Here is a 22,809-nt window from a genome sequence, read left to right as displayed (position 1 = left end):
GCCTGGCGGGTAGTCCCGGGCCAACGCGGAACCAGGCGCGCGAGCGAACGCCAGGACCGGCGGCCGGGACGGCGGATACGCTCATGCCCGCCCTCTCGCGCGGGCCAGCAAGTCGGCGCGGCCGGCCGCGCCGGGCTCCTCGAACAACGACTCCACCGGCCGCGGCATGCGGCGGCGCCAGTTCGGATGGGTATCGATCGTGCCCGGCAGGTTGGGCTGGTCTTCCAGGCCCAGCATGTCCTCCAGCGGCACGACCAGCAGCGGCGCCGGCGTCTCGGCCACGAAATCGAGCACCGCCGTCAGCGGCGTCTCCGGCGGCGCCGGATCGCCCACGCCCGCCAGGCCCGCCCGCCCCAGGCCCTCCCACAACCGGGTCCGGTCCTGCTCGCGCTCCGCTTCCTCGGCCCCGACATCCCGGCCCTCGGCCAGCAGCCCCAGTTCCGCCCGCCAACGAATATCGTTGCCGCGCCACCAGCCCGCCACCGTCGGCAGGTCGTGCGTGGTGGTGGTGGCGAGCGCCTGCGGCGACCAGTCGCGCGGCGCCTTGAACGGCGCCCCCGGCCGGCCACTTTCCCGCGTGAACCACAGCACGTCCATGCCCAGCATGCCCATGCGCGCGATCTGCTCGTTGAAGCCTTCGGGCACCGTGCCCAGGTTCTCGCCGATCACGATGGCGCGGTGGCGCCACGACTCCAGCGCGATCAGGCGCGCCATGTCCTCGAAGGGGTAGCGCACATACGCCCCCTCCTGCGGCGACGCGCCTTCCGGCACGAGCCACATGCGCGACAGTCCCAGGGCGTGGTCGATGCGCACGCCGCCCGCATGCGCCAGGCTGGCCCGCAGGAGTTCAATGAAGGCGCGGTAGCCATTGGCGGCCAGCGCGTGCGGCGAAAATGCCGTCACCCCCCACGCCTGGCCCCTGGGGTTGAAGAGATCGGGCGGAGCCCCCGGCGACAACCGGGCCAGCACTTCCTCCTGCCGCGCCCAGGCATGGCTGCCCGAAGGATCCGTGCCGACCGCCAGATCCGAGATCAGGCCGATAGGCATACCGGCCCGGCGAGCCGCGGCCTGGACGCCAGCCAGCCCGCGCGACGCCAGCCATTGGAGAAAAACGTGGAAACGCACCTCGCGCGCGTGCCGCGCGGCAAACCGCGCCACTTCCGGACTCGCGGGCGACCGGAACGCCGCGGGCCAATGCCGCCAGCCCGACCGGTCTCCCGTCTGTGCCGTACGCCAGGCGTGGATGGCCTCGAAACGCGCGTGCGACTGCAGCGGCTCGCCCCCCTCCCGCTCGAAAGCCTGGAAATCCCGGTGGACACCCGGCTGCACGTTGCGCGGAAAACCATCGAACAAGGTCCGCAGCACCGCCATCTTGGCTTGCGCGGCGGCGGGCCAGTCGATCAAGTCCAGGCCGGACAGCCGCGACAACTCACCTTCCAGCCCCCGCGCCGACACGACCGCCGCCGCCTGCGGCCCGAACAAGGCGGAGGGATCCGCGTACAGGACATTCAAGAACAGCCTGCTGGAAGGCGAGTAGGGGCTATAGCGCCCCGGATCGGCGCCGAACATCGCATGGACCGGGCTCACGGCAACTGCCGCCGCGCCACGGGCGGCCGCCTGTTCAGCCAGCACGCGCAGCGCGGTGAAGTCGCCGAGCCCCGCGCTGCCCGCGGCCACCGAGGCCGCGGTCTCGCGGCGCAAGCCATAGAGCTGGACGCCAAGTGCCCACAGCCGGCCCGGCGCGCCGTGCAGGGCGTCGGCGATGGCAAAGCACCGGTCCGGCGCGACCGCCAACGTGCAGGACGCCGCGCCCAGTTGCAGCGTGTGATAGCCGGGCCTGTCCACGCCCGGCAGGACCAACGCACCGCGCTCGCCACGCCGGGCGATGCCGCTCATGCGCCCGCCGTCCTCGAACAGCAGGCGGAACGGCATCTCGGCCTCGCCGCCGGCCCCGGGCAGTTCGACAGGTTCTCCGCGCGAGGCGGTCTTCAGCGCGGGCCAACGCTGCCCGCCTCCCCGCGCGAGCCGTTCCAGGCAGTCGGCGATACACGCGGGCGTGTCGACCTCGAAGCCGAGCTCGGTCAACAGGGTGCGCAGCACTTCCGGCGCCACGACCTGCTCCCGGCCCATGGCATCCCGCCAATGCACCGCGATGCCGGCCGCGCCGGCCAGGCGTTCGAGATCCTGATCGGGCCCGCTCATGGCATGTTCGTCCGGCGACCGAGCAACACCACGCTGCGAGGCGCGAGTTCCATCGACGTCTCCGCCATCTCGGTCTCGGGCACCTCCGGCCTGCCGCTGTCGACCAGCATGCGCCAGCGCTCGGCCGGCGCGGGCAGGACGAACCGGAGGGCGTACCCGTTGCCATTGACCAGCAGCAGCGTGGCCTCGATGCGGCCGTCGTCCCTGGAGACCCTGCGCAGCGCCAGCGCGCGTTGCTGCGGATCGTTCCACGCTTCGTCGCCGACCGGCGACCCATGCTCGTCGAACCAGCCTATCTCGGCCAGGCCCTCCTCGACGAAGTGATGGTCCGCCAGGTAGCGTTCGCTGCGCAGCGACGGATACTCGTGCCGCAGCGCGGCCAGCCGCGAGACGAAGCCAGTCATCGCCCTGCCTTCGTCGGACGCGGCCAGCCGCCAGTCGAACCACGATACGCCGTTGTCCTGGCAATAGGCATTGTTGTTGCCCGACTGGGTACGGCCGAATTCGTCGCCGCCCAGGAGCATGGGCGTGCCATGCGAACAGTACAGCGTCGCCAGCATGGCCCTGGCCACCGCCGCCCGCGTCCCGGTCACGGCGGGATCCTGGGTCGGTCCTTCCACGCCCCAGTTGCTGCCGTGGTTCTCGTTGCTGCCGTCGCGCCCTTCCTCGCCATTGGCTTCGTTGTGCTTGTGGGCGTAGCTGACCAGATCCGCCAGCGTAAAACCGTCATGGGCGGTGACGAAGTTGACCGACGCCCAGGTCCGGCGATGGCGGTGGTTGAACAGGTCGCCCGATCCGGCCAGCCGCGTGGCCAGCTCCGGCCGTATCCCCTCGTCGCCGCGCCAGAAGCGGCGCACCGTATCGCGGAAACGGTCGTTCCATTCGGCGAATCCCGGCGGATGATGGCCGACGTGGTAGCCGTCCGGACCCACATCCCAGGGTTCGGATATCAGCTTGAGCCGCGACAACAGCGGATCCTGCAGCAGCGCGTCGAAGAACCCCGCCCCGGGGTCGAATCCTCCGGCCTCGCGGCCCAGCGTCACCCCCAGGTCGAAGCGAAACCCATCCACGCGAAAGGCCTCCGCCCAATAGCGCAGCGAATCCATCACCATCTGCACTACCCGCGGATGCGTCAGGTTCAGTGTGTTGCCGCAGCCCGTGTCATTGACGTAGTGACGCTCGTCGCCGGGTACCAGGCGGTAGTAGCTGGCATTGTCCAGTCCCCGCCACGACAGCGTCGGGCCGGTCTCGCCAGCCTCGCAGGTGTGGTTGTAGACGACGTCCAGGATCACCTCGATGCCAGCCGCATGCAGGTTGCGCACGGCGGTCCGGATCTCGCGCAGCTCGTTGCGCGACAGGTAGCAGGGTTCGGGCGCGAAAAAGGACAGGCTGTTGTAGCCCCAGTAGTTGCGCAGGCCGCGCTCGACCAGGAAGCGGTCATTGACATGGGCATGGATGGGCAGCAGTTCGAGCGACGTGACGCCCAGGGACAGCAGATGATCGATCAGCGCGGGATCGGTCAGCGCGCGGAAAGTCCCTCGCTCGATGGGCCGCATGTCCTCGCGCGAGATCGACATCCCCCTTACATGGGCCTCGTAGATCACGGTCTGGCCCCACGGCCATTCCGGCCGCTGGTCCCCGTGCCAATCGAAGGCATCGTCCACGACCACGCACTTGGGAACCGCGGCGGCGTTATCGCGGCGATCCATGCCGCGGTCCTCTCGCCGGAAGCCGTTCAGCGCATCGGTCCAGCGCAGCGAACCGGCCAGCTTGCGGGCATACGGGTCGATCAGCAGCTTGTGCGGATTGAAACGGTGGCCGTGCTGCGGCTCGTAGGGACCGAAGGCCCGGTAGCCGTAGACCTGCCCCGGGCCGGCGCGCGGCAGGTAGCCGTGCCAGACTTCGTCGGTGCATTCGGGCAGCGGCATGCGCGCGATTTCCTTGCGTCCCGATTCGTCGAACAGACACAGATCGATCCGGTGCGCGTGCGCCGAGAATACGGCGAAGTTCACGCCCATCCCGTCGCAATGGGCCCCCATCGGGTAAGGACGGCCGGGCAGCAGTCGATCGGCGATGGTGCTCATGGCGATTCGGGCTCCAGCAGCAAAGTGGCCAAGGGCGGCAGTGTCAGCACCAGCGAATGCGCCAGGCCATGCGAAGCCCGCCGCTGGGCCTCGACGGCCCCCGCATTGCCCACGCCCGCCCCCCCATAGCCGGCCGCGTCGGTATTGGCGATCTCGCGCCACCTCCCGCCATGCGGCACGCCCAGCCGATAGCCGCGGCGGGGAACCGGCGTCATGTTGCACACCACCAGCACGCAACGCTCGCCATCCTGGCGCAGATAGGCGACGACACTGTTGCGATCGTCGTCCCCGACCACCCAGCGGAAGCCGGCCGGATCGCCGTCCAGGCGGTGCAGCGCGCGCTTGCCGGCGTAGGTCCGGTTCAGGTCTCCCACCAGCCGCTGCACGCCGGCATGCAGCGGATCGGCCAGGTCTTCCCATGCCAGTTGTCCGTCGTGGTTCCACTCCCGTTGCTGGGCGATCTCGCCGCCCATGAACAGCAGTTTCCTGCCGGGATGGCTCCACATGAAACCGAAATAGGCCCGCAGATTGGCAAAACGCTGCCAACGGTCGCCGGGCATCTTGCCGATCAGCGAGCCCTTGCCGTGGACCACCTCGTCGTGCGAGAGCGGCAGCACGAACTGCTCGGAATAGGCGTAGGCCATCCCGAAGGTCAGGTCATGGTGGTGATAGTGCCGGTGCACGGGATCCCGCCGCATGTAGCGCAGGGTGTCGTGCATCCAGCCCATGTTCCACTTGTAGTGGAATCCCAGCCCTCCCTGCGCCGGCGGCGCGGTCACGCCCGGCCAGGCGGTGGACTCCTCGGCGATCATCATCGCATCGGGAAAAAAGTGCCGCACACTGCCGTTCAGGTCCCGCAGGAACGCGATGGCTTCCAGGTTCTCCCGGCCGCCCTGGACATTCGGCAACCACTCCCCCGCGCGGCGGCTGTAGTCCCGATACAGCATGGAGGCGACGGCATCCACCCGGAGCCCGTCCACGTGGTAGCGGCGCAGCCAGTACAGCGCGCTGGCCCGCATGAAGTTGCGCACCTCGTTGCGGCCGAAGTTGTAGATGCAGGTGTTCCAATCCTGGTGAAAGCCTTCGCGCGGGTCTTCGTATTCGTACAGCGCCGTGCCGTCGAAACGCGCCAGCCCGTGGGGGTCGGTCGGGAAATGCGCGGGCACCCAGTCCAGGATCAGGCCCAGGCCCGCCGCGTGGCAACGGTCGACGAACGCGGCGAAGTCGCGCGGCGGGCCGTGGCGGGCCGTGGGCGCGAACATTCCCAGCGGCTGGTAGCCCCACGAGCCGCCGAAGGGATATTCCATGATGGGCAGCAGTTCGAGATGCGTGAACCCCATCCCGGCCACGTAGGGAATCAGGCGGTCGGCAAGCTCGCTCCAGGCCCAGGTTCCGCCCCCTGCTTTCTCGAGCCATGAACCGGTATGCACCTCGTAGACCGAGATGGGCGCGTCGGGCGCATGGCGCGCCGCACGGCCCGCCATCCAGTTCGCATCGGTCCACGCATAGGGCTCGGGGTCGGCGACCACCGAGGCCGAGCCCGGCGCCGGTTCGGCCTGCAATGCGCAGGGATCGGCCTTCTGCGGCAACAGGCGGCCATCGGCGCCCAGCAGTTCGTACTTGTAGGACTCGCCATGCGAAAGCCGCGGCACGAACAATTCCCAGACACCGGCGGCATGGCGCAAGCGCATGGGATGGCGCCGGCCGTCCCATGCGTTGAAATTCCCGACCACCGATACGCGGCGGGCATTGGGCGCCCACACCGCGAAACGCACGCCGGGTACCCCCTCGATCGTGGCGCAGTGGGCCCCCAGGCAGGTCTCCAGGCAGTCGAGATTGCCTTGCGCAAACCGGACGAGATCCTCGTCGCCCAGGACGAGGCCGAAGGCATACGGATCCTCTGTCTCCTGGAAGGCATCGGGCCACTGGATACGCAGCCGATAGCCCGTGCGGTCCGGCAGGAAGCCGGACTCCGCCTGCGTCTGGAACAACCCGCCGCGCAGCGGTGCCAGGTCCACCACCCCGCCCGCGTCCGACACCGCCTGCACGGTCACGGCGCCGGGCAGGAAGGCGCGCAGCCACAGCCTGCCGCCGCGCCGCTGCGGCCCTAGCACCGAGCAAGGGTCGGGGTGCGTGCCAGCGGCCAGGGCATCGATATCCCCGGACGCGATCCCGTACTCATTGCGCTTGCCCGTCAAGGTCCTCCTCCCTGCGTATCGCCGGTTCGATCCGGACCGCCAGCGCCACCAGGCCGCGCAGCGGCACCCCTATCCATGCCGGCCGGTTGGCGGCCTCGTAGCACACCTCATAGGCCGCTTTCTCGATCAGGAACAGCGAAAGCAGCGCCTCCTCGTCCTTGCCGTCCACCCAGGGCCTGGGCGCGGATGCCGCGGCTTCGCGATAGGCATCGAGGAATGCGCCCGACGCCTTGACGCGGAACCGTTCGAGCAGGACGTCGCGGCGCTCCGCCACGGCATCGACCGGCGGCCCGGCGATGGGGTTGCCGCCGGCGGCCTGGACCGTGGCGTCCGGCGCGCGCGCGACCACCGACGCCGCGTAGTCGAACGAACGCAAGAGACCCGCCACGTCGCGCAGCGGACTGCGCTTGCGCCGCCGCTCCTCCATGGTACGTGCCGGCTCGCCTTCGAAATCGATGATGTAGGCGTCGTTCTGCGCCACCAGCACCTGTCCCAGGTGGAAGTCTCCATGCACGCGTGTCAGCCAGGCATCCCCGACGGACTGGCCCAGCCGGTCGATGGCCGCTTCGAGCAGGCGGCGGTTGTCCCGCAGCAGCGCGGCCTCGGCCGCCAGGTCGCCCCAGTCGCGGCGCGCGGCCAGGATGGCCAATGCCTGGTCCAGGCTTTGCCGGGCGTCGTCGACCCAGCGCGCGACCTCCGCGCCCGACGCCTCGACCGGCGCGAAGGCCGGATCGTCGGAAGGCATCGCCAGGGCGGCGTGCAGCTCACCCAGCCGCCGGCCCACGGCGGCGGCCAGCGTCGCGTAGCCGCGCAGTTCCTGCCCATAGTCCTCGGCACTCTCGGCGGTCAAGGCGGCATCGTCCAGGGTCCGGTACAGATACTCCAGCGTCCAGTTCCAGGCATCGCCCTGGTTGCCAACGTATTGCTGGGCCAGCATCAGCGTATGCGGCGTACCGTCCTCGTCCGTGCGGACCACTTCGCCCAACAGCGCCGCCGTGTTGCGGAACCCGAGCCGCGTGAGATGGCGCGTCATCTCGCTTTCGGGATGCGTGCCCGCCGTGACCCGGCGCACGATCTTCAGCACGGCCATGGTCCCGGCCACCAGCGAGCTGTTGGACTGGTCGGCCGACAGCCACTGGATGGGCGTATCGGCATCGACCGCCACGGTCTCCATGCCGGGCTCGGGCTGGAAGCGTATGCGGGCGCCCCCGCCGTCGTCGGCGGCGTTGCGCGACTCCAGTTCGATGCCGTTCTTCAGGCCATCGAACATCGCGATGGCGAAACTCTGCAGGCTGAAGGCGTCGGTCACCATGCCCACCATGGCGCCGCGCCGCACGCGGGCCAGGGCCAGTTGCTGCTGGAGCTGCGGCAGGGTTTCCTCCCAGATCAGCCCCAGCGGCACCACATAGCGCTCGCGCCGCTCGCCCAGATCGGCCTCGACCTCCGCCAGGTACAGCTCCTCGGCGGCGGGCAGCCGCACACCGTAGACCACGCGCCCCGAGACGATGCGTTCGTGCTTCGCCGCGAACCAGCGCCGCAGCGCCAGATACTCCGGCAGGACGGCATGCTCCAGCGTCCGGCGCGATTCGGCCATCAGGTCATAGCCCGTCTTGCCACGCAACACCAAGGTCCGGAACTCGCGCAACTGGTCCGAAGTGGCCAGGTGCCAGTTCGGCGGCGCCGCCGAGCCGCTCAATTCGAACCAGTAGAAGCCATAAGGCGGCAAGGTCAGCAGATAGGTCAGGCGGCCGATGGCCGGGAACGAAGTCCCGCCCATCAACTCGACCGGCACGCGGCCGTCGAACTCGGCCAGATCCAGCTCCACCGCCTGAGGCGTGTGCGACAGGTTGGCCACGCACAGGATGGTGGTTTCTTCGTGCTCGCGCAGATACGCCAGGATCTTGCGGTTGCCCGGATAGAGAAACCGCAGGCCGCCGCGGCCGAACACGCGATACTGGCGCCGCTTGCCCAGCATGCGGCGCATCCAGTTCAGCAGTGAATGGGCATCGCCCGACTGGGCTTCGACGTTGACCGCCTCGTAGCCGTACAGGTTGCCCATCAGCGGCGGCAGCACCAGGCGCTCGGGATCGGCGCGCGAGAAACCGCCATTGCGGTCGGGCGACCACTGCATGGGCGTGCGCACGCCGTCGCGGTCGCCCAGGTGGATGTTGTCGCCCATGCCGATCTCGTCGCCGTAGTAGATGACGGGCGTGCCCGGCATGGTCAGGAGAAGGCTGTGCATCAGTTCGATGCGGCGGCGGTCGCGCTCCATCAGCGGCGCGAGCCGCCGGCGTATCCCCAGGTTGAGCCGCGCCCGGCGGTCGGCGGCATACACCTCCCACAGGTAGTCGCGCTCGCTGCTGGTCACCATTTCCAGCGTCAGTTCATCGTGGTTGCGCAGGAAGATCGCCCATTGGCAATTGCCGGGGATGTCCGGCGTCTGCTGCATGATGTCGGTGATCGGGAAACGGTCCTCCCTGGCGATGGCCATGTACATGCGCGGCATCAGCGGGAAGTGGAAGGACATGTGGCACTCGTCGCCCTGCCCGAAGTATTCCTGCGCGTCCTCGGGCCATTGGTTGGCCTCGGCCAGCAACATGCGGTCGTCGTAGGACGCTTCCAGGTCCTGCCGCATGCGCTTCAGGATGGCGTGGGTCTCGGGCAGGTTCTCGTTGTTGGTGCCCTCGCGCTCGACCAGATAGGGCACGGCGTCCAGCCGCAGTCCGTCCACCCCCAGGTCCAGCCAGAAGTGCATGACGCTCAGGATGGCCTTGAGCACGCGCGGATTGTCGTAGTTCAGGTCCGGCTGGTGGGAATAGAAGCGATGCCAGAAATAGGCGCCCGCCACCGGGTCCCAGGTCCAGTTCGACTTCTCGGTGTCCAGGAAGATGATGCGCGTGCCGGCATAGGCCTGGTCGTTGTCGGACCACACGTAGAAATTGCGCGCGGCCGATCCCGGCTTGGCATGGCGCGCGCGCTGGAACCAGGGGTGCTGGTCCGACGTATGGTTGACCACCAGCTCGGTGATCACCCGCATGCCGTGCTCGTGGGCCGCCGCGATGAAGCGCCGCGCGTCGGCCAGTTCCCCGTAGTCGGGATGCACGCCCCGGTACTCGGCGATGTCGTAGCCGTCGTCGCGCCGCGGCGAGGGATAGAACGGCAGCAGCCAGATCGTGTCCACGCCCAGTTGCGCGATGTAGTCGAGCTTGGCCAGCAGGCCGTGAAAATCCCCGATGCCATCGTTGTTCGCATCGAAAAAGGACTTGATGTGCAACTGGTAGATGACCGCGTCCTTGTACCAGAGCGGATCGCCCCGGTTGACGGCATTCACGGATGTCTCGCGCTTGGGGTTCATGCGTCCTCGCCTGCCGATGGATCCTCCACAGGAGAAGGGATCCTAGGATCGTCGGGAAATACGCCATATCGCGTAGGGGCCGCCGGGTTCGAGCCGCACGTGCTGCATCTTTCCTCGCCAGTCGAAGCGATACCCGCGCAGCAGGTCTTCGGCATGCAGCGTGCCATCGTCCGGCAACCCGAACGCCCACAGCGGAAGCTCGACGTTGGCGCCCTGCGTACCGTGGGGGTCGAGGTTCACCACCACCAGCACCACGTTGTCGCGTTCCGGCGTCGCCCGGGTATAGGCCAGCACCCGATCATTATCGGTGTTGAGAAAACCAGTGCCTGTATGGAGATGCAACGCGGGGTTGTCGCGCCGTATCCGGTTCAGGGCCCCGATCTCGGCCACGATATTGCCCGGGCGGCCCCAATCCCGGGCCCGGATCTCGTACTTCTCGGAATCGAGATACTCCTCCTTGCCGGGCATGGGCGTGCCTTCGCACAGTTCGAAGCCGCTGTACATGCCCCAGGAGCCCGACAGCGTGGCGGCCAGCGCGGCGCGGATCAGGAAACCCGGACGGCCCGATGCGTGCAGATGGCGCGGGTTGATGTCAGGCGTGTTGACGAAGAAATTGGGCCGGAAAAAATCGGATACAGGCGGCCGCGAGATTTCCTCCAGATAGTCGGTCAGTTCCCGCCGGGTCTCGCGCCACGTGAAATAGGTATAGGACTGGGAGAAACCCAGCTTGGCCAGCCGGTACATCATCTTGGGCCGGGTGAAGGCCTCCGACAGGAACACCACGTCGGGGTGGCGCGCGTGCACCTGGCCGATCAGCCATTCCCAGAACGGCAGCGGCTTGGTATGCGGATTGTCCACCCGGAAGACCCGCACCCCTTCGGCCGCCCAGAACATCACCACGTCCAGCAGCGCCAGCCACAGGCCCGACGCGGCGCGCCCCCCCGTCGTTCGCGCGTAGAAATCGACGTTGACGATGTCCTCGTATTTCTTGGGTGGATTCTCGGCATGGCGCAGCGAACCGTCGGCGCGCCAGGCGAACCAGTCGGGATGCCGGGCCAGCCAGGGATGATCGGGCGAACACTGGATGGCGAAATCCAGGGCGATCTCCAGCCCGTGCCGGGCCGCTTCGCCCACCAGCGCGCGGAAGTCGTCCAGCGTCCCCAGCTCGGGATGTACGGCGTCGTGCCCGCCCTCTTCCGACCCGATGGCGTAGGGGCTGCCCGGATCGCCGGGTTCGGCCACGAGGCTGTTGTTGCGGCCCTTGCGGTTGCGGTGTCCGATGGGATGGATGGGCGGGAAGTACAGGACGTCGAACCCCATGTCCCGTATGGCGGGCAGCCGTGCCGCGACGTCGGCGAAAGTGCCGTGCCGGTGCGCATCGCCGCTTTGCGAGCGCGGGAAGCACTCGTACCAACTGCCGAACCGGGCGGTCCGGCGTTCCACGCGAACCGGGTACTCCGCCGAGCGCGACGCGAACTCGCGGGGCTCCAGCGCCTGCACCAGCGCGGCGGCCTCCTGCGAGCGTATCCACGCCAGGCAGGCATCCGTGGACAGGTCCGCCACGCCGCGAGCGGCTTCCTCGGCCCGTGCCCGCATCTCGCGCCCGGCCTGGGATGCGCGGCCCAGTACCTTCAGCATCCAGTCGCGGACCTCCTCGACCTCCACCGCCACGTCCACGCCCGCATCCGTCTTCTTCCGCAGCTCGTCCAGGAACGTGGCGTAGGTGTCGCGCCAGGCCTCGATCGCGCAATGGCCCATGCCCACGCGATCGGGCCGGCAGACAGCTTCCCAGCGATCATTGCCCAGGTGGACCATGGGCACGCGGGTCCAGTCCTGCTCGTCGGCGGCGCGCCAGAGCAGATCGGCGGCCAGCTTGTCATGGCCGTCCATGAAAATATCAGCGCTCACCGTCAGCGCCTCGCCCGGCGTGCGCTTGACCGCGAACCGGCCCTGCTCGATGGCGGGCTCGACCGCTTCGATCGCCACCCGGGCCGCGCCCATGGCCGCGGTCAGCGACCGGCGGCGCGGCGGGCCTGCCAGCACCGGCGGCGCGGGCCCCAGTTCCACCACCTCCGCGGCCCCGGGCCCGAGCGTGGCGGGCAGGCCGCCGTCCACCGGCCGCTGCACGCGGTCCGGCAAACGCGACTGGATCATCGGCCAGTCCACCGCCGCGGCGGCCAGCAGATCGGGATTGAACAGCAACAGATGGCTGCGCCGGCCTCGCGGCCCCACGGCGCGGCGCAGCATCATGGCGACGGGCGCGTCCGCCCCTGCCAGCGGCGACAGCGCCACATCATCGGCCGGCGCCCGCGCCAGCCAGCGGTTCGCCGCCCGGACATCCTCGCTCAGGTCCAACTGGCCGTGCGGCGCGCCGTCCAGGCCATGCCGCTCGTAGCCCATCGGTACCAGCCAGCCGGCACCGCATGTCGCCGCCGCCCACAGCGCGCGGATCGACGCGCGGCGGCGCACCTCGGCATCCGGCACCCCCACGCCCGCCGCTCCCGGCCCATAAGGGTCCGCCGGAAAACCCAGCACGGCGCACCCGCTGTCCACCAGCGCGTGCCACTCGTCCATGAACCAGGCACTGCGGAAATTCCACCACGCCAGGGACGAAAACACATGCGAGAAGCCCATGCCGCGCAAGCCGCGCAGCGCCTCGCGCGACAGGCCGGGGGTCCACGCCAGCAAGTCCAGGCCGTCGTCGCACCGCCGCAGCGCCGCCAGCCGCTCCCGCAACAATCCGGGATCCCCCTGCGGGAGCCCCCTGATCAAGAGGCCTCTCACCCCCCGTTCGCGCCACGCCGGCGCGCACGCAGACCAGTCGATGGCTCCCGCCCCGCCGGCGGCCGGAACCGGCGGACAATCCAGATAGACGTCCAGCCGGCGCCGGGCCGCGGCACTCGCCAGCGCCGCGCATGCGGCCTCCTCGCCGGCATCGCGCACGTCGGCCAGCACCTGTCCGAACCCCAGGGCGGCGGCCGTCTCCAACCACCCGCGCCAGGGTGCCGCCAGCGCGCCCGCGCCGTCCAGCACCGGCCCCAAGGCCGCGGCCCCGGCATGGTAGACACGTAGCGGACGATGTCGCGCCGCCATCAGGCCCGTTTCCGGATGTCGGTCCCGGCCAGGGCGCCGGCCGTCTCCGGACGGCGGGCGACCATGGGCGCCCCCACGGGGGCAACCGGCGCGAGCATGCGGTACAACTCGACGTATTGGGCGGCCGGGGCCTCCCAGCCGAAATGGCGGGTCATGCCGTTCCTCTGCAGGACCGACCACCGCTGGCGCTGGGCAAAGGTCGCCAGCGCGCGCTCGACGGCGGCCAGCATGTCGGCCGGCCGGTCGCCGTCGAACAGGATGCCCGTGGCCGCGCCGATCTCGGTGTCCGGTCCCGGCTGCAGGCCGGTGATGCTGTCGGCCAGCCCCCCGACACGGGAAGCGATGGGCACGGTTCCGTACAGCATGGAATAGAGAGGGGTCAGGCCGAAGGGCTCGAAACGGCTGCCGTGCAGCAGCATGTCGGCGCCGGCGTGCAGCAGGTGGCCCCGACGCTCGTCGTAGCCGATGTGCAACCCCAGGTTGCGGGGATGGCGCCGCGCCAGTTCGCGCAGCGCCTCCTCCAGCCCGCGCTCGCCGCAGCCGAGCACGGCAATCTGCAAACATGGATGCGCCGCCAGCAGCATGGGGAACACCTCGATGGCGAGATCCGCCATCTTCTGCGACGTCAGGCGGCTGCCCATGGCGAGCAGCGGCGCTTCCGGGTCGGCGGGCAGGCCGAACGCGCGCTGCATGTCCAGTCTGTTGCGGACCTTGCCGCGCATGTCCAGGACGGAAAAGTGCGCGGACAGATAGGGATCGCAACTCGGGTCCCAGACCTCGGGGTCGATGCCGTTGGGAATCGCGTGCAGCTCGTGCGCGCGCTGGCCCAGCACGCCATCCAGCCCATGGCCGAACGCCGGCGTCAGGATCTCCCGCGCATAGGTGGCGCTGACCGTGGTGATCCGGTCGGCGTAGCGCAGCCCCGCTTTCATGAAGTTCAGGTGGCCCCAGAACTCCACGCCGTCGCTGCCGCGATAGGCCGGAGGAATGTCGAGCTGGTCCGCCAGGCGCAGCGGGAAATTGCCCTGGAACGCAAGATTGTGGATGGTCAATACCGTCTTGGGCCGCTTGACGCCGGCGGCATGCAGATACAGCGGTGTCAGCCCCGCATGCCAATCGTGCGCGTGTACCACGTGCGGCACCCTGACCGGCGTCTCGCCCACCGAAATCCGCTTCGCCGCCTGGGCCAGTGCCGCGAAACGGATGCCGTTGTCGGCGAACTCCCTGCCGTCCGCATCCAGATAGGGGTTGCCGGGACGCACGTACAGGGCATCGTTGCGCAACAACAGTACCGGTATTTCGGTATCGGCGACCCATCCCGCCCATACCTCGGCATCGCCGCCGACCAGCCCCGGCAGATCGGCGACTTTCTCCAGTCCGCAAGCGGCATCCAATGCGCTTTCATAGGCGGGCATGAAAACCGTCGCGTCGACGTTCGCCTCGCGCAGGGCGCGCGACAGGCCGCTCACCGCATCGCCCAATCCCCCGGTCTTGGCGAGTGGCAAGGCTTCTGACGTTACCAGCATGACTCTCGGCAGCAAGATGTTTCTCCGGCAAAAGACGCTTCCTCAGGGGCAGCGGGTGGATGGGCGATGGGACTTCACATGCGCTGGGACCTTCCAGGTACGAACGGCGGGCGGGCGCCGCGCCGGGATAATGTCCATCCTCGCCGATAAAAATTACCGCTGTGAGTAAGATGTACACGTCAGGCGCGGCATCCTTCCCCGGGGCCGGGCATCCCTTGGCCGGGACAGGGGCAATATGCATGCCATGGTGCGCCCTGGCAGCCGGTCATCGCGCCACGTTTTGTAACGACCTTCTTCCCGCTCGCCGCGTGGAAGCCTTTGATCACGAAAAGAGAAACGCCATGAGCCCAACCGACTCCTACCGGCCCAACGATGCCGTCCTCGCCCTGGCCAGCAAGCTGTTCGATCTCGCCCGCGAGGGGGCGACGGAAGCGCTGGCCGCCTATCTCGCGGCCGGCGCGCCCGCGGACCTGACCAACCACAAGGGAGACAGCCTGATCATGCTGGCCGCCTATCACGGTCACGTCGACACGGTCAGGACGCTGCTTGAACACGGCGCGGATCCCAACCGCGTCAACGACCGGGGCCAGAGCCCGCTGGCGGGCGCCGTGTTCAAGGGAGAAGAGGAAGTGGTGCGGGCCCTGCTCGACGGCGGGGCGAATCCCGATCTGGGCACGCCCTCCGCGCGGGAAACCGCGCGGATGTTCGGACGCGCCGATCTGCTCGGCAGCCTGAACTGAACGGGACGGGAACCGGGCGCCGGCCTCAGGTCACGGCGCGGCGCGTGCGGCCCGCCTGCCACAGCAGCGGCACCAGCACGATCGCCACGGCGGGATACAGCAGCCAGTTGATGGTTTCCCATCCCGATGCGTTGAGCAGGCGGCCCGACGAGAACGACGCGACGGCCACCGAGCCGAACACCAGGAAATCGTTCAGGGCCTGGACCTTGGTGCGCTCCTCGGGCCGGTAGCAATCGGTGACCATGGCGGTGGCGCCGATGAACCCCAGGTTCCAGCCCGCGCCCAGGAACACCAGCGACAGCCAGAAATGCCCCACGCTCAGGCCGTGCAGCGCGATCGCCCCGGACACCGCCATGAGCAGCAGCCCCGCCATCGTGACCCATTCCTTGCCGAAGCGCGTGATCAGGCGGCCCGTCACGAAGCTCGGCCCATACATCGCCAGCACGTGCCACTGTATGCCCAGCGCGGCCTCGCCCACCGTGTGGCCGCAGGCCACCATGGCGATGGGCGCGGCGGTCATGACGAAACTCATCATTCCGTACGAGACGACACCGGCGACCACCGCCACCACGAAGCGGCCCGAGGCCGCGATCTCGCGCAGCGGCCGGCCCCCGCCCTGTTCGGCCGCGGGGCGCACGGACCCGCGCAGCAGTATCAGCACCGGCAGCGCCGCCAGCGCCAGCACGGCCTGGCCGACGAAGCTGCCGGCAAAGGGAATGCCGGCGATCGCGTCGCGCGTCCAGATGACGGTCTGTGGTCCGATGACCGCGCCCACCAGCCCCCCCACCATGACCCAGGAAATCGCCCGTGCCTTGAATGCCCCATCGGCCCCGTCGGTGGCGCCGAAGCGGTAGCTCTGCACGCACGATCCATAGGTACCGGCGATGGCGGTGGCGACGCAGAACAGCGCGAACACCCCCGCGGTAATGCTGTAGGCCGCCAGCAGCCCGGCGACGCCGCCGATCACCGCGCCCAGCATGTAGGCGGCCCGGCGCCCCAGCCTGCGCATCAGGATCGCGGCCGGAATCGTGCCCAGCGCAAGGCCGAGGTTATAGAGGCTGACGGGCAGCGTCGCCAGCGACTTGTCGGTGGCCAGCATCTGCCCGACCAGCCCGCCCAGCGAAATGACGATGGACGGATTGGCGCCGCCCAGCGATTGCGCACAACTGAGCACCAGCGCGTTGCGGCGCACATCCTTCTCGGTCAATGCATTCATGCTTGTACGCGCGCGTCCCTGGTCTGATGTTTTTTATGATTCTAAGTTATTTGGCGGACCCGATATCCGGCCCCAGCCAAATATCGCGGCGCACGGCATATACTGCCCGGGCCCGATCCGGCCTTATCCCACGTGCCGCCCATGACCGCTTCCACCACCAAGCCCAACGTTATCTGGCTCATCGTCGCCGCCGCTTTTTTCATGGAAACGCTGGACGGCACCGTGATCGCGACCGCGCTGCCGCAGATGGCCGCCACCTTCCGCACCAACCCGGTCAACCTCAGCATAGGCATGACCTCCTATCTGGTGACGCTGGCCGTGTTCATTCCCATCAGCGGCTGGGTCGCGGACCGGCTCGGCACCCGCCGCGTCTTCGCCTGGGCGGTGGCCGCGTTCACCGTGGCTTCCATCCTGTGCGCGCTCAGCACCAGCGTCGCGCAGTTCACCGCCGCTCGGGTATTCCAGGGCATGGCGGGCGCGATGATGGTGCCCGTGGGACGGCTGGCCGTGCTGCGCAACACCGGCAAGGAGGACCTGGTCCGGGCCATGGCCTTCATCGTCTGGCCGGGGCTGATCGCCCCCGTGATCGGTCCCCCGCTGGGCGGCTTCCTGGCCACCTACCTGAGCTGGCAGTGGATCTTCCTGTTGAACGTACCCCTGGGCGTGGCCGGCGTGTTCCTGATACGCGCCTATATCCCGGAATCCGCCCCGCAGCCGCGAAGGCCGCTGGACGTGATGGGTTTCGCCCTGAGCGGCCTCGCGCTCAGTTTCCTGATGGCCGGGGTCGAACTGCTGGGCTACGGCGGACGGTGGCGGCTGGGCGCCCTGCTCGTCGCCGCCAGCATCGCGCTGGGCATCGCGCTGGCCGCGCATCTGCGCCGCCACCCGCATCCGCTGATCGACCCCACGATCATGGCCGTGCCGTCGTTCCGCACCGTCATGGTCGGCGGCACGATCGCCCGCACGGCGATCAGCGCCATGCCCTTCCTGCTGCCGCTGCTGTTCCAGGTGGGCTTCGGCCTGAACGCCTTCGAGGCCGGCATGCTGTATCTGGCCAGCATGCTCGGCAACCTGGGCATGAAGCTGGTCACGACGCAGGCCTTGCGCCGCTTTGGCTTCCGCAACGTGCTGGTCTTCAACGGCGCGCTGGCCGGAGCCTCCATCGCCCTGTGCGCCGTGCTGTCTCCCGACACCCCGGTGCCGCTGGTCGTGGCGATCATGGTGGTATGCGGCCTGACCCGCTCGATGCAGTTCACCGGCCTGACCTCCATGGCCTTCGCCGAGGTCCCGCACCCGCAGATGAGCAGCGCCAACACCATGTTCAGCACCACCCAGCAGATGTCCATGGGCCTGGGCATCGCGGTCGGGGCCGTGGTGCTGCACCTGACGGCCGCCGCGCGCGACACCGGCGGCACCACCTACGACGTCACGGACTTCCGCATTACCTTCCTGGTGGTGGGCCTGCTGGCCCTGAGCAGCCTGCTGAGTTTCGTGCGGCTGCGCCGCGACGCCGGGGCCGAGGTCAGCGGACACCGGCGCAGCGGCGGCACGGCCTGATCAGTACACGTCCCGCCGATAACGGCCCTGCCCGGCCAGTTCGTCCAGGCGATCGCGGCCCAGTATGCGTTCGAGTTCGGCCGCGACACCCGCCGCCATGCCCTGCAGGCTGCCGCAGACGTAGATCGCGGCCCCTTCGTCCACCCAGGCGCGGAGTTCGCCGGCCACGGCAGGCAGGCAGTCCTGCACGTAGCGCGGCCAGCCGGCCGCGCGCGAAAACGCCAGATCCAATCGTTCGAGCACGCCTTGCTCGCGCCAGGCCTCGATCTCGCCGCGATGGAAGAAGTCATGGTCGGGCGTGCGTTCCCCGAACAACAGCCAATTGCGACGCGCCCCCACCGCCGCGCGGGCCTTCAGGTGCGCGCGCAGGCCGGCCATGCCGGTGCCGTTGCCGATCAGGATCAGGGGCCGCCCGGGAGGCGGCGGGTGAAAACCACTGTTGCGCCGCAGCCTCACGTCTACCTGCCCGCCCTGCGGGACATGCCGGGTCAGCCATCCCGATCCCATCCCCAGGCGGCCGCCGGGATAGCGCATCTGCCGCACCAGCAGCTCCAGGCGGCCGTCGGCCGGCAGCGAGGCGATCGAGTATTCACGATGGGGAATACGTGGCAGCGCCTGCGTCAGTTGCGACGGCGGCAGGCCCCGCAACGCGGCGCGCCCGGCTTCGTCGTGGGGCAGGACCCGTGCCGCCAGCGCGTCGCGCAGCGACACCTTGCCTGGCCCGTCGTCCACCGGCATGGCGCCATCCAGGTCCAGCGCCGCCAACAGCGACGCGACGTCGCCCGGATCGTTGCGCGGCCCGATCTCGGCGATGTCTCCGGCCTCCCAGCCGCCGGGCGACGCGGCGGCGGCCACCAGGGCCAGGTGATACGCGGGATCGCCGGGACTGCCTTCGTTCAGCAGGCGGCGTTCCGCCAGGGTCCAGGGCTGGTAGCTCGGAGCCGCCCAGTCTTCCATGTCGGCGCTCGCCCCCAGCACGTTCAGATAATGCTGCCAGTGGCGCAGCGCGCCCTCGTCGCCATCGTCGACCAGGATCGGATCGAACAGGGGCTCGGCGCCCTGCCGGTGCAGCCAGTTCGCGAGCGACTGGCCGAAGGCGCAATAGCGCTGGTAGCTGCTGTCGCCCAGGGCCAGCACGCCGTAGCTGAGGCCCGCCAGGGCCAGATCGCCGGCCAGCGTCTTGCGGGCGAAGCTGGCGGCACCGTCGGGGGCATCGCCCTCGCCCGTGGTGCTGACCACGAACAAGGCCTTGCGGAAACGTTGCAAGGCCGAGCCGCCCATCTCCGCCAGGTTGGCCAGATGCACGGGCAGCCCCGCGGCCTGGAGCGCCTGCGCGCTGCGGCGCGCGATCTGCTCGGCAAAACCGGTCTGGCTGGCATAGGCCACCAGCAGCGCATCGGCGGCGATCGGACCGCCGGCCGGAGAGGCCGCCGCGCGCCTCGCCAATCCTACCCACAGGCAGAACCCCAGATAGCAGGCGACCACCAGCGAACCCGCCGCCGCCCGGTGCGCCGCCGGCGGCAGCGGGAGCACGGCGGCCACCACGATCAGCGCCGCCAGCAGCAACAGCACGGCCACGCCCGCCTGGCGCGCGGACACCGCGCGAGATTTGTCGTTCATTCCATCATCGCCGCGAAATTGGGCGTCATCGTTTCCTGGTATCCCTGGGCGGTGCGCTGCACGAAATGCGCCGCGAGTCCGCGACGCGCCGCCCAGCGCAGGCCCTCGTCCGGCCCCATCACCGTGAGCGCCGTCGCCAGCGCATCGGCCGCCATGCACTCGGGATGCAGGACCGTGACCGAGACGACGCCATTGCCGATGGGCGCGCCCGTGCGCGGGTCCAGGGTGTGGCTGTACATGCCCTGTCCATCGGACACATGGCGCCGGTAGTCCCCCGAGGTGGCGATCGCCAGGCCCTCCAGGGCCACCAGCGTGGACGGCACGGACGACTCGCCGTCCGCGTCCCAGGCCCGGTCCAGCTCCACCCACCAGGGCGTGCCGTCCGGCTTCACGCCGTGCCCGATCAGTTCGCCGCCGATCTCCACCAGATAGCCAGCCACGCCGGCGCGCCGCAGGCAGCGGGCGACGGCATCGACCGCATATCCCTTGGCAATGCCGGACAGGTCCACATAGGCCCCGCCCGGCTGCCGCGCCCGGCGGCCCGCCACGTCCAGCTCGATCCGGTCCCAGCCCACCCGCCCCCGCACGGCCTGGACCTCGTCCGCCGACGGCCGGGCGCGCGGTCCCTGTGGCCCGAACCCCCAAAGATCCACCAGCGGCCCCACGGTCGGATCGTAGGCGCCCCCGCTTTCGCGGGCCACGCTCAGGGCCTGCTCCAGCACCACGAACAAGGCATCGGGCAAGACGTGCCAACTACCCGCCGGCGCGGCATTAAAACGGCTCAGGTCCGTATCGTCCCGCCAGGTACTCATCTCGTCGATGATCCCATCCAGCGTCGCCCGTACCCGCGCTTCCAGATCCCGCGGCAACCCGCCGTCATCCACCAGCCGGACCGACCAGCTCGTCCCCATCGTCGGCCCGCCCATGGAAACCACCCGAGCCCCAACCCCATATCCCCGCCGCGCCTGCTCCGACACCGCCAAAGGGATGAGCACTCGCGTCCCGCGCCCCCCCAAGATAGCGGAGCCAGACCCAGGATGCGGTGGATCCGGCTGGGCCGGTCCACCCGCATCGCCCCCTGGGGGGCGCCCGAAGGGCGTAGGGGGGGGCATTCTATTCAGGCAAGACCTCGAACGTCGCGATATAGCTGGACCGACGCTCCTTCGCCTTGTCGAAGGTGGTCTTGTCATCCTTGGTCTCGGCTTCCAGCCAGTACATGCCGGGCTCGGGCCAGGTCACCGTGAACTTGCCGTCGGCATCGGTGCGCGTCTTCATTTCGTGCAGTTGGTCGCGGTAGCGGATCCCGCCCGGCACGATGGACACCTCGATGCCGGCCGCGGGCTTGCCGTCCAGCAGCAGCCGGAAGCTGGCCTCTTCCTTGGCGAACAAGTCGTTCGGATGAGTGATGGGCGCCAGCTCCAGCCCCACGCCGGTGGGCTTGAGCACCGTGTCGGTCGGCTTGCCCACCGTCACGAAAGTCTCCAGGCGGCTGTTGGCCTGCGTAACCCGCAGGTCCTGCGCGTCGGCCGGGACCTCTTGCGCGAATTTTTCCGGCGTGCCGCGCCAGCGCTTGTTCTTGCCGTTTTCCTTGTACGACGCGAACACGCCGTTGTTGACCACCGCCATCTTGTAGGTGCCGGTCTGGGTCAGGTGCACATCGAAGGTGCTGCGATAACGGCCCGTGGACGGGTTCTCGGCCTTGGCGGCGGCGCCGTCGGGAGCGGTCACCGACAGGTTGTTCAGCTGCAGCGGAAAGTGTTCGAAGTAAAAGAGATCGTTGGACACCGCGGCATCCACCGTCACCCAGGGATCCGCGCCCGACAGCACCGTGGCCGAGGGCAGCATCCACATGCGGTGCGCCTGGGCCGACAGGGGCAGGCTGAACGCCAGGGCCAGCGCGGCCCACTTGAGAGACATCTTCATGTTCTTTTCCTCGGAAGGGGTTGCTAGGAAAGAGTTGCCAGGGAATCAGGGTTTGGTTTCCAGCGCGACGCGGCCCAGCTCGTGCTGGCCACGCACCTCGCCTTTCTCGGGCGCGCGCGGCGGCCACTGGAATGGGATGCGCAACAATTCGCGGCCGCCGACCTCGCGCGCGGCCTCCACCACCAGTTCGTACTTGCCCTCGGCCAGCTTGCCCAGCGGGGCCTTGCCATCGCTGAACACTATCTGATGCTCGCCCACGGGCCGCGTGGCGCCGCTGATGCCGTCGGCGGGCATGGTCAGCTCGCGGCCGCTGCGGCGCCACCACTGGCGCAGGTCCTTGAGCCACTTCGTGCCTTCGTCGTTCTTGAGCTTGACGTCGTACCAGACCGCCAGGTTGGCGGCGACCTTCTGATCCGGCCCCTCCACCCACACCGCCACATACGGACGGTGGTACTCGGCCACGTTCAGCCTCGGGATCTCGATCCTCACCGCCAGGTCGGCGGCCTGGACCTGACCGACCATCAGGCCGGTGACGGCCACCGGGATCAATGTACGCATAGCCAGAACCTCTTCAATGGATGAATACGAATGCCAGGAACAGCGGCACGGCGACGCCCAGCGCCACCATGGGCCAGGTGACGGGCCGGTTGCGCGAATGGATCTGCAGCAGGAAGAAACCGGTCACGCAGAACACCAGACAGGCGACCGCGAAGACGTCCAGGAACCACTTCCAGGCCTCACCCGTGTTGCGGCCCTTGTGCAGGTCGTTGAAATACGAGATCCACCCGCGGTCGGTGCTCTCATACTTCACCGCGCCGTCGGGCAGCTCGACGCTCAGCCAGGCATCGCCGCCCGGCCGTGGCAGGGAAACGTAGATTTCGTCGGGCGACCATTCGGCCACCGGGTCGCCGATCGCGATCGACAACTGCGCTTCCAGCCATTGCCGCAGCGCGGCCGGCAGGGGCGCCTTGTCGGCCCCGCCTTCCGGAGCCAGCGCGCGAGCCAGTTCGGCCGGCACCTGCGCTTCCTTGGAAACGACGCGGGGATGGGCTTCGATCTGGGAAGCGTGATTGAGCGTGATGCCTGTGGCGGCGAACAGCAGCATGCCGACGAGACAGATCGCCGAGCTGATCCAGTGCCATTGATGCAGATGCTTCAACCAGAATGAGCGACGCTTCTGCTCCAGGAAGCGATCCGACTGTTTTTCCATACGGCGGTGCGCGGCACTGCATGCTTGAGATGATTAAGATCAATAATGATAACAATTCTCAAGCACTGTAGCCAGCGCCCGCCCG

General features: G+C 69.0%; 14 protein-coding genes. 2 read left to right on the top strand and 12 right to left on the bottom strand.

From position 1 onward, the window contains the following. Positions 1 to 81: 81 nt before the first annotated feature. The 6 genes from malQ to glgA are packed head-to-tail and all read right to left on the bottom strand — an operon-like array spanning position 82 to position 14,458. Positions 82 to 2,202 (bottom strand): 4-alpha-glucanotransferase, encoded by a 2,121-nt coding sequence (malQ, locus tag AC1Q6E_RS16200; protein ID WP_492573102.1) that lies wholly within the window; start codon positions 2,200 to 2,202, stop codon positions 82 to 84. Continuing rightward, a complete protein-coding gene (gene glgX / locus AC1Q6E_RS16195; protein ID WP_492573101.1) occupies positions 2,199 to 4,286 on the bottom strand; it encodes a glycogen debranching protein GlgX in 2,088 nt (695 codons plus the stop codon). Before glgX ends, malQ begins: the two co-directional genes overlap by 4 nt. Further along, positions 4,283 to 6,484 (bottom strand): 1,4-alpha-glucan branching protein GlgB, encoded by a 2,202-nt coding sequence (gene glgB, locus AC1Q6E_RS16190; RefSeq protein ID WP_492573100.1) that lies wholly within the window; start codon positions 6,482 to 6,484, stop codon positions 4,283 to 4,285. The genes glgX and glgB overlap by 4 nt, the downstream gene beginning before the upstream one ends. After that, a complete protein-coding gene (treS, locus tag AC1Q6E_RS16185; protein ID WP_152798227.1) occupies positions 6,465 to 9,839 on the bottom strand; it encodes a maltose alpha-D-glucosyltransferase in 3,375 nt (1,124 codons plus the stop codon). Before treS ends, glgB begins: the two co-directional genes overlap by 20 nt. A 42-nt stretch (positions 9,840 to 9,881) precedes the next feature. Then, entirely contained in the window at positions 9,882 to 12,932 is a 3,051-nt protein-coding gene (locus AC1Q6E_RS16180; protein WP_492573099.1) for an alpha-1,4-glucan--maltose-1-phosphate maltosyltransferase, read from the bottom strand. Then, positions 12,932 to 14,458, bottom strand: coding sequence for a glycogen synthase GlgA (gene glgA, locus AC1Q6E_RS16175; RefSeq protein WP_492573098.1), 1,527 nt, complete (start codon positions 14,456 to 14,458; stop codon positions 12,932 to 12,934). The genes AC1Q6E_RS16180 and glgA overlap by 1 nt, the downstream gene beginning before the upstream one ends. 341 nt (positions 14,459 to 14,799) lie before the next feature. On the opposite strand from glgA, the gene AC1Q6E_RS16170 reads away from it, so the two are divergent. After that, the gene (locus tag AC1Q6E_RS16170; protein WP_152798230.1) at positions 14,800 to 15,198 is read left to right on the top strand and encodes an ankyrin repeat domain-containing protein; all 399 of its coding nucleotides are present in this window, start codon (positions 14,800 to 14,802) and stop codon (positions 15,196 to 15,198) included. Between the two features lie 25 nt (positions 15,199 to 15,223). Here AC1Q6E_RS16170 and AC1Q6E_RS16165 read toward each other — a convergent pair whose 3' ends face one another. Then, positions 15,224 to 16,414, bottom strand: coding sequence for an MFS transporter (locus AC1Q6E_RS16165; RefSeq protein WP_492573097.1), 1,191 nt, complete (start codon positions 16,412 to 16,414; stop codon positions 15,224 to 15,226). A gap of 141 nt (positions 16,415 to 16,555) precedes the next feature. On the opposite strand from AC1Q6E_RS16165, the gene AC1Q6E_RS16160 reads away from it, so the two are divergent. Next, a complete protein-coding gene (locus AC1Q6E_RS16160; protein ID WP_152798232.1) occupies positions 16,556 to 17,971 on the top strand; it encodes an MFS transporter in 1,416 nt (471 codons plus the stop codon). Here the strand turns inward: AC1Q6E_RS16160 and AC1Q6E_RS16155 are convergent, their stop codons facing one another. The 5 genes from AC1Q6E_RS16155 to AC1Q6E_RS16135 all read right to left on the bottom strand — a co-directional run bounded on the left by AC1Q6E_RS16155 (position 17,972) and on the right by AC1Q6E_RS16135 (position 22,724). Then, positions 17,972 to 19,591, bottom strand: coding sequence for a sulfite reductase subunit alpha (locus tag AC1Q6E_RS16155; RefSeq protein WP_296555649.1), 1,620 nt, complete (start codon positions 19,589 to 19,591; stop codon positions 17,972 to 17,974). Then, entirely contained in the window at positions 19,588 to 20,517 is a 930-nt protein-coding gene (locus AC1Q6E_RS16150) for an FAD:protein FMN transferase (RefSeq protein WP_492573096.1), read from the bottom strand. The genes AC1Q6E_RS16155 and AC1Q6E_RS16150 overlap by 4 nt, the downstream gene beginning before the upstream one ends. A 187-nt stretch (positions 20,518 to 20,704) precedes the next feature. Further along, positions 20,705 to 21,508: a DUF4198 domain-containing protein gene (locus tag AC1Q6E_RS16145; RefSeq protein WP_492573132.1), complete on the bottom strand. Its 804-nt coding sequence runs from the start codon at positions 21,506 to 21,508 to the stop codon at positions 20,705 to 20,707. A 51-nt stretch (positions 21,509 to 21,559) separates the two neighbouring features. Beyond that, positions 21,560 to 22,072, bottom strand: coding sequence for a DUF2271 domain-containing protein (locus AC1Q6E_RS16140; RefSeq protein WP_152798236.1), 513 nt, complete (start codon positions 22,070 to 22,072; stop codon positions 21,560 to 21,562). 13 nt (positions 22,073 to 22,085) lie between these two features. Continuing rightward, positions 22,086 to 22,724 (bottom strand): PepSY-associated TM helix domain-containing protein, encoded by a 639-nt coding sequence (locus AC1Q6E_RS16135; RefSeq protein WP_492573095.1) that lies wholly within the window; start codon positions 22,722 to 22,724, stop codon positions 22,086 to 22,088. Positions 22,725 to 22,809 lie beyond the last annotated feature (85 nt).

It is taken from the genome of Pigmentiphaga sp. MLSB6-MA01 (assembly GCF_058793475.1).
The sequence above is the reverse complement of the archived record's forward strand: the minus strand, read 5'-3'. Positions and strand labels throughout refer to the sequence as shown.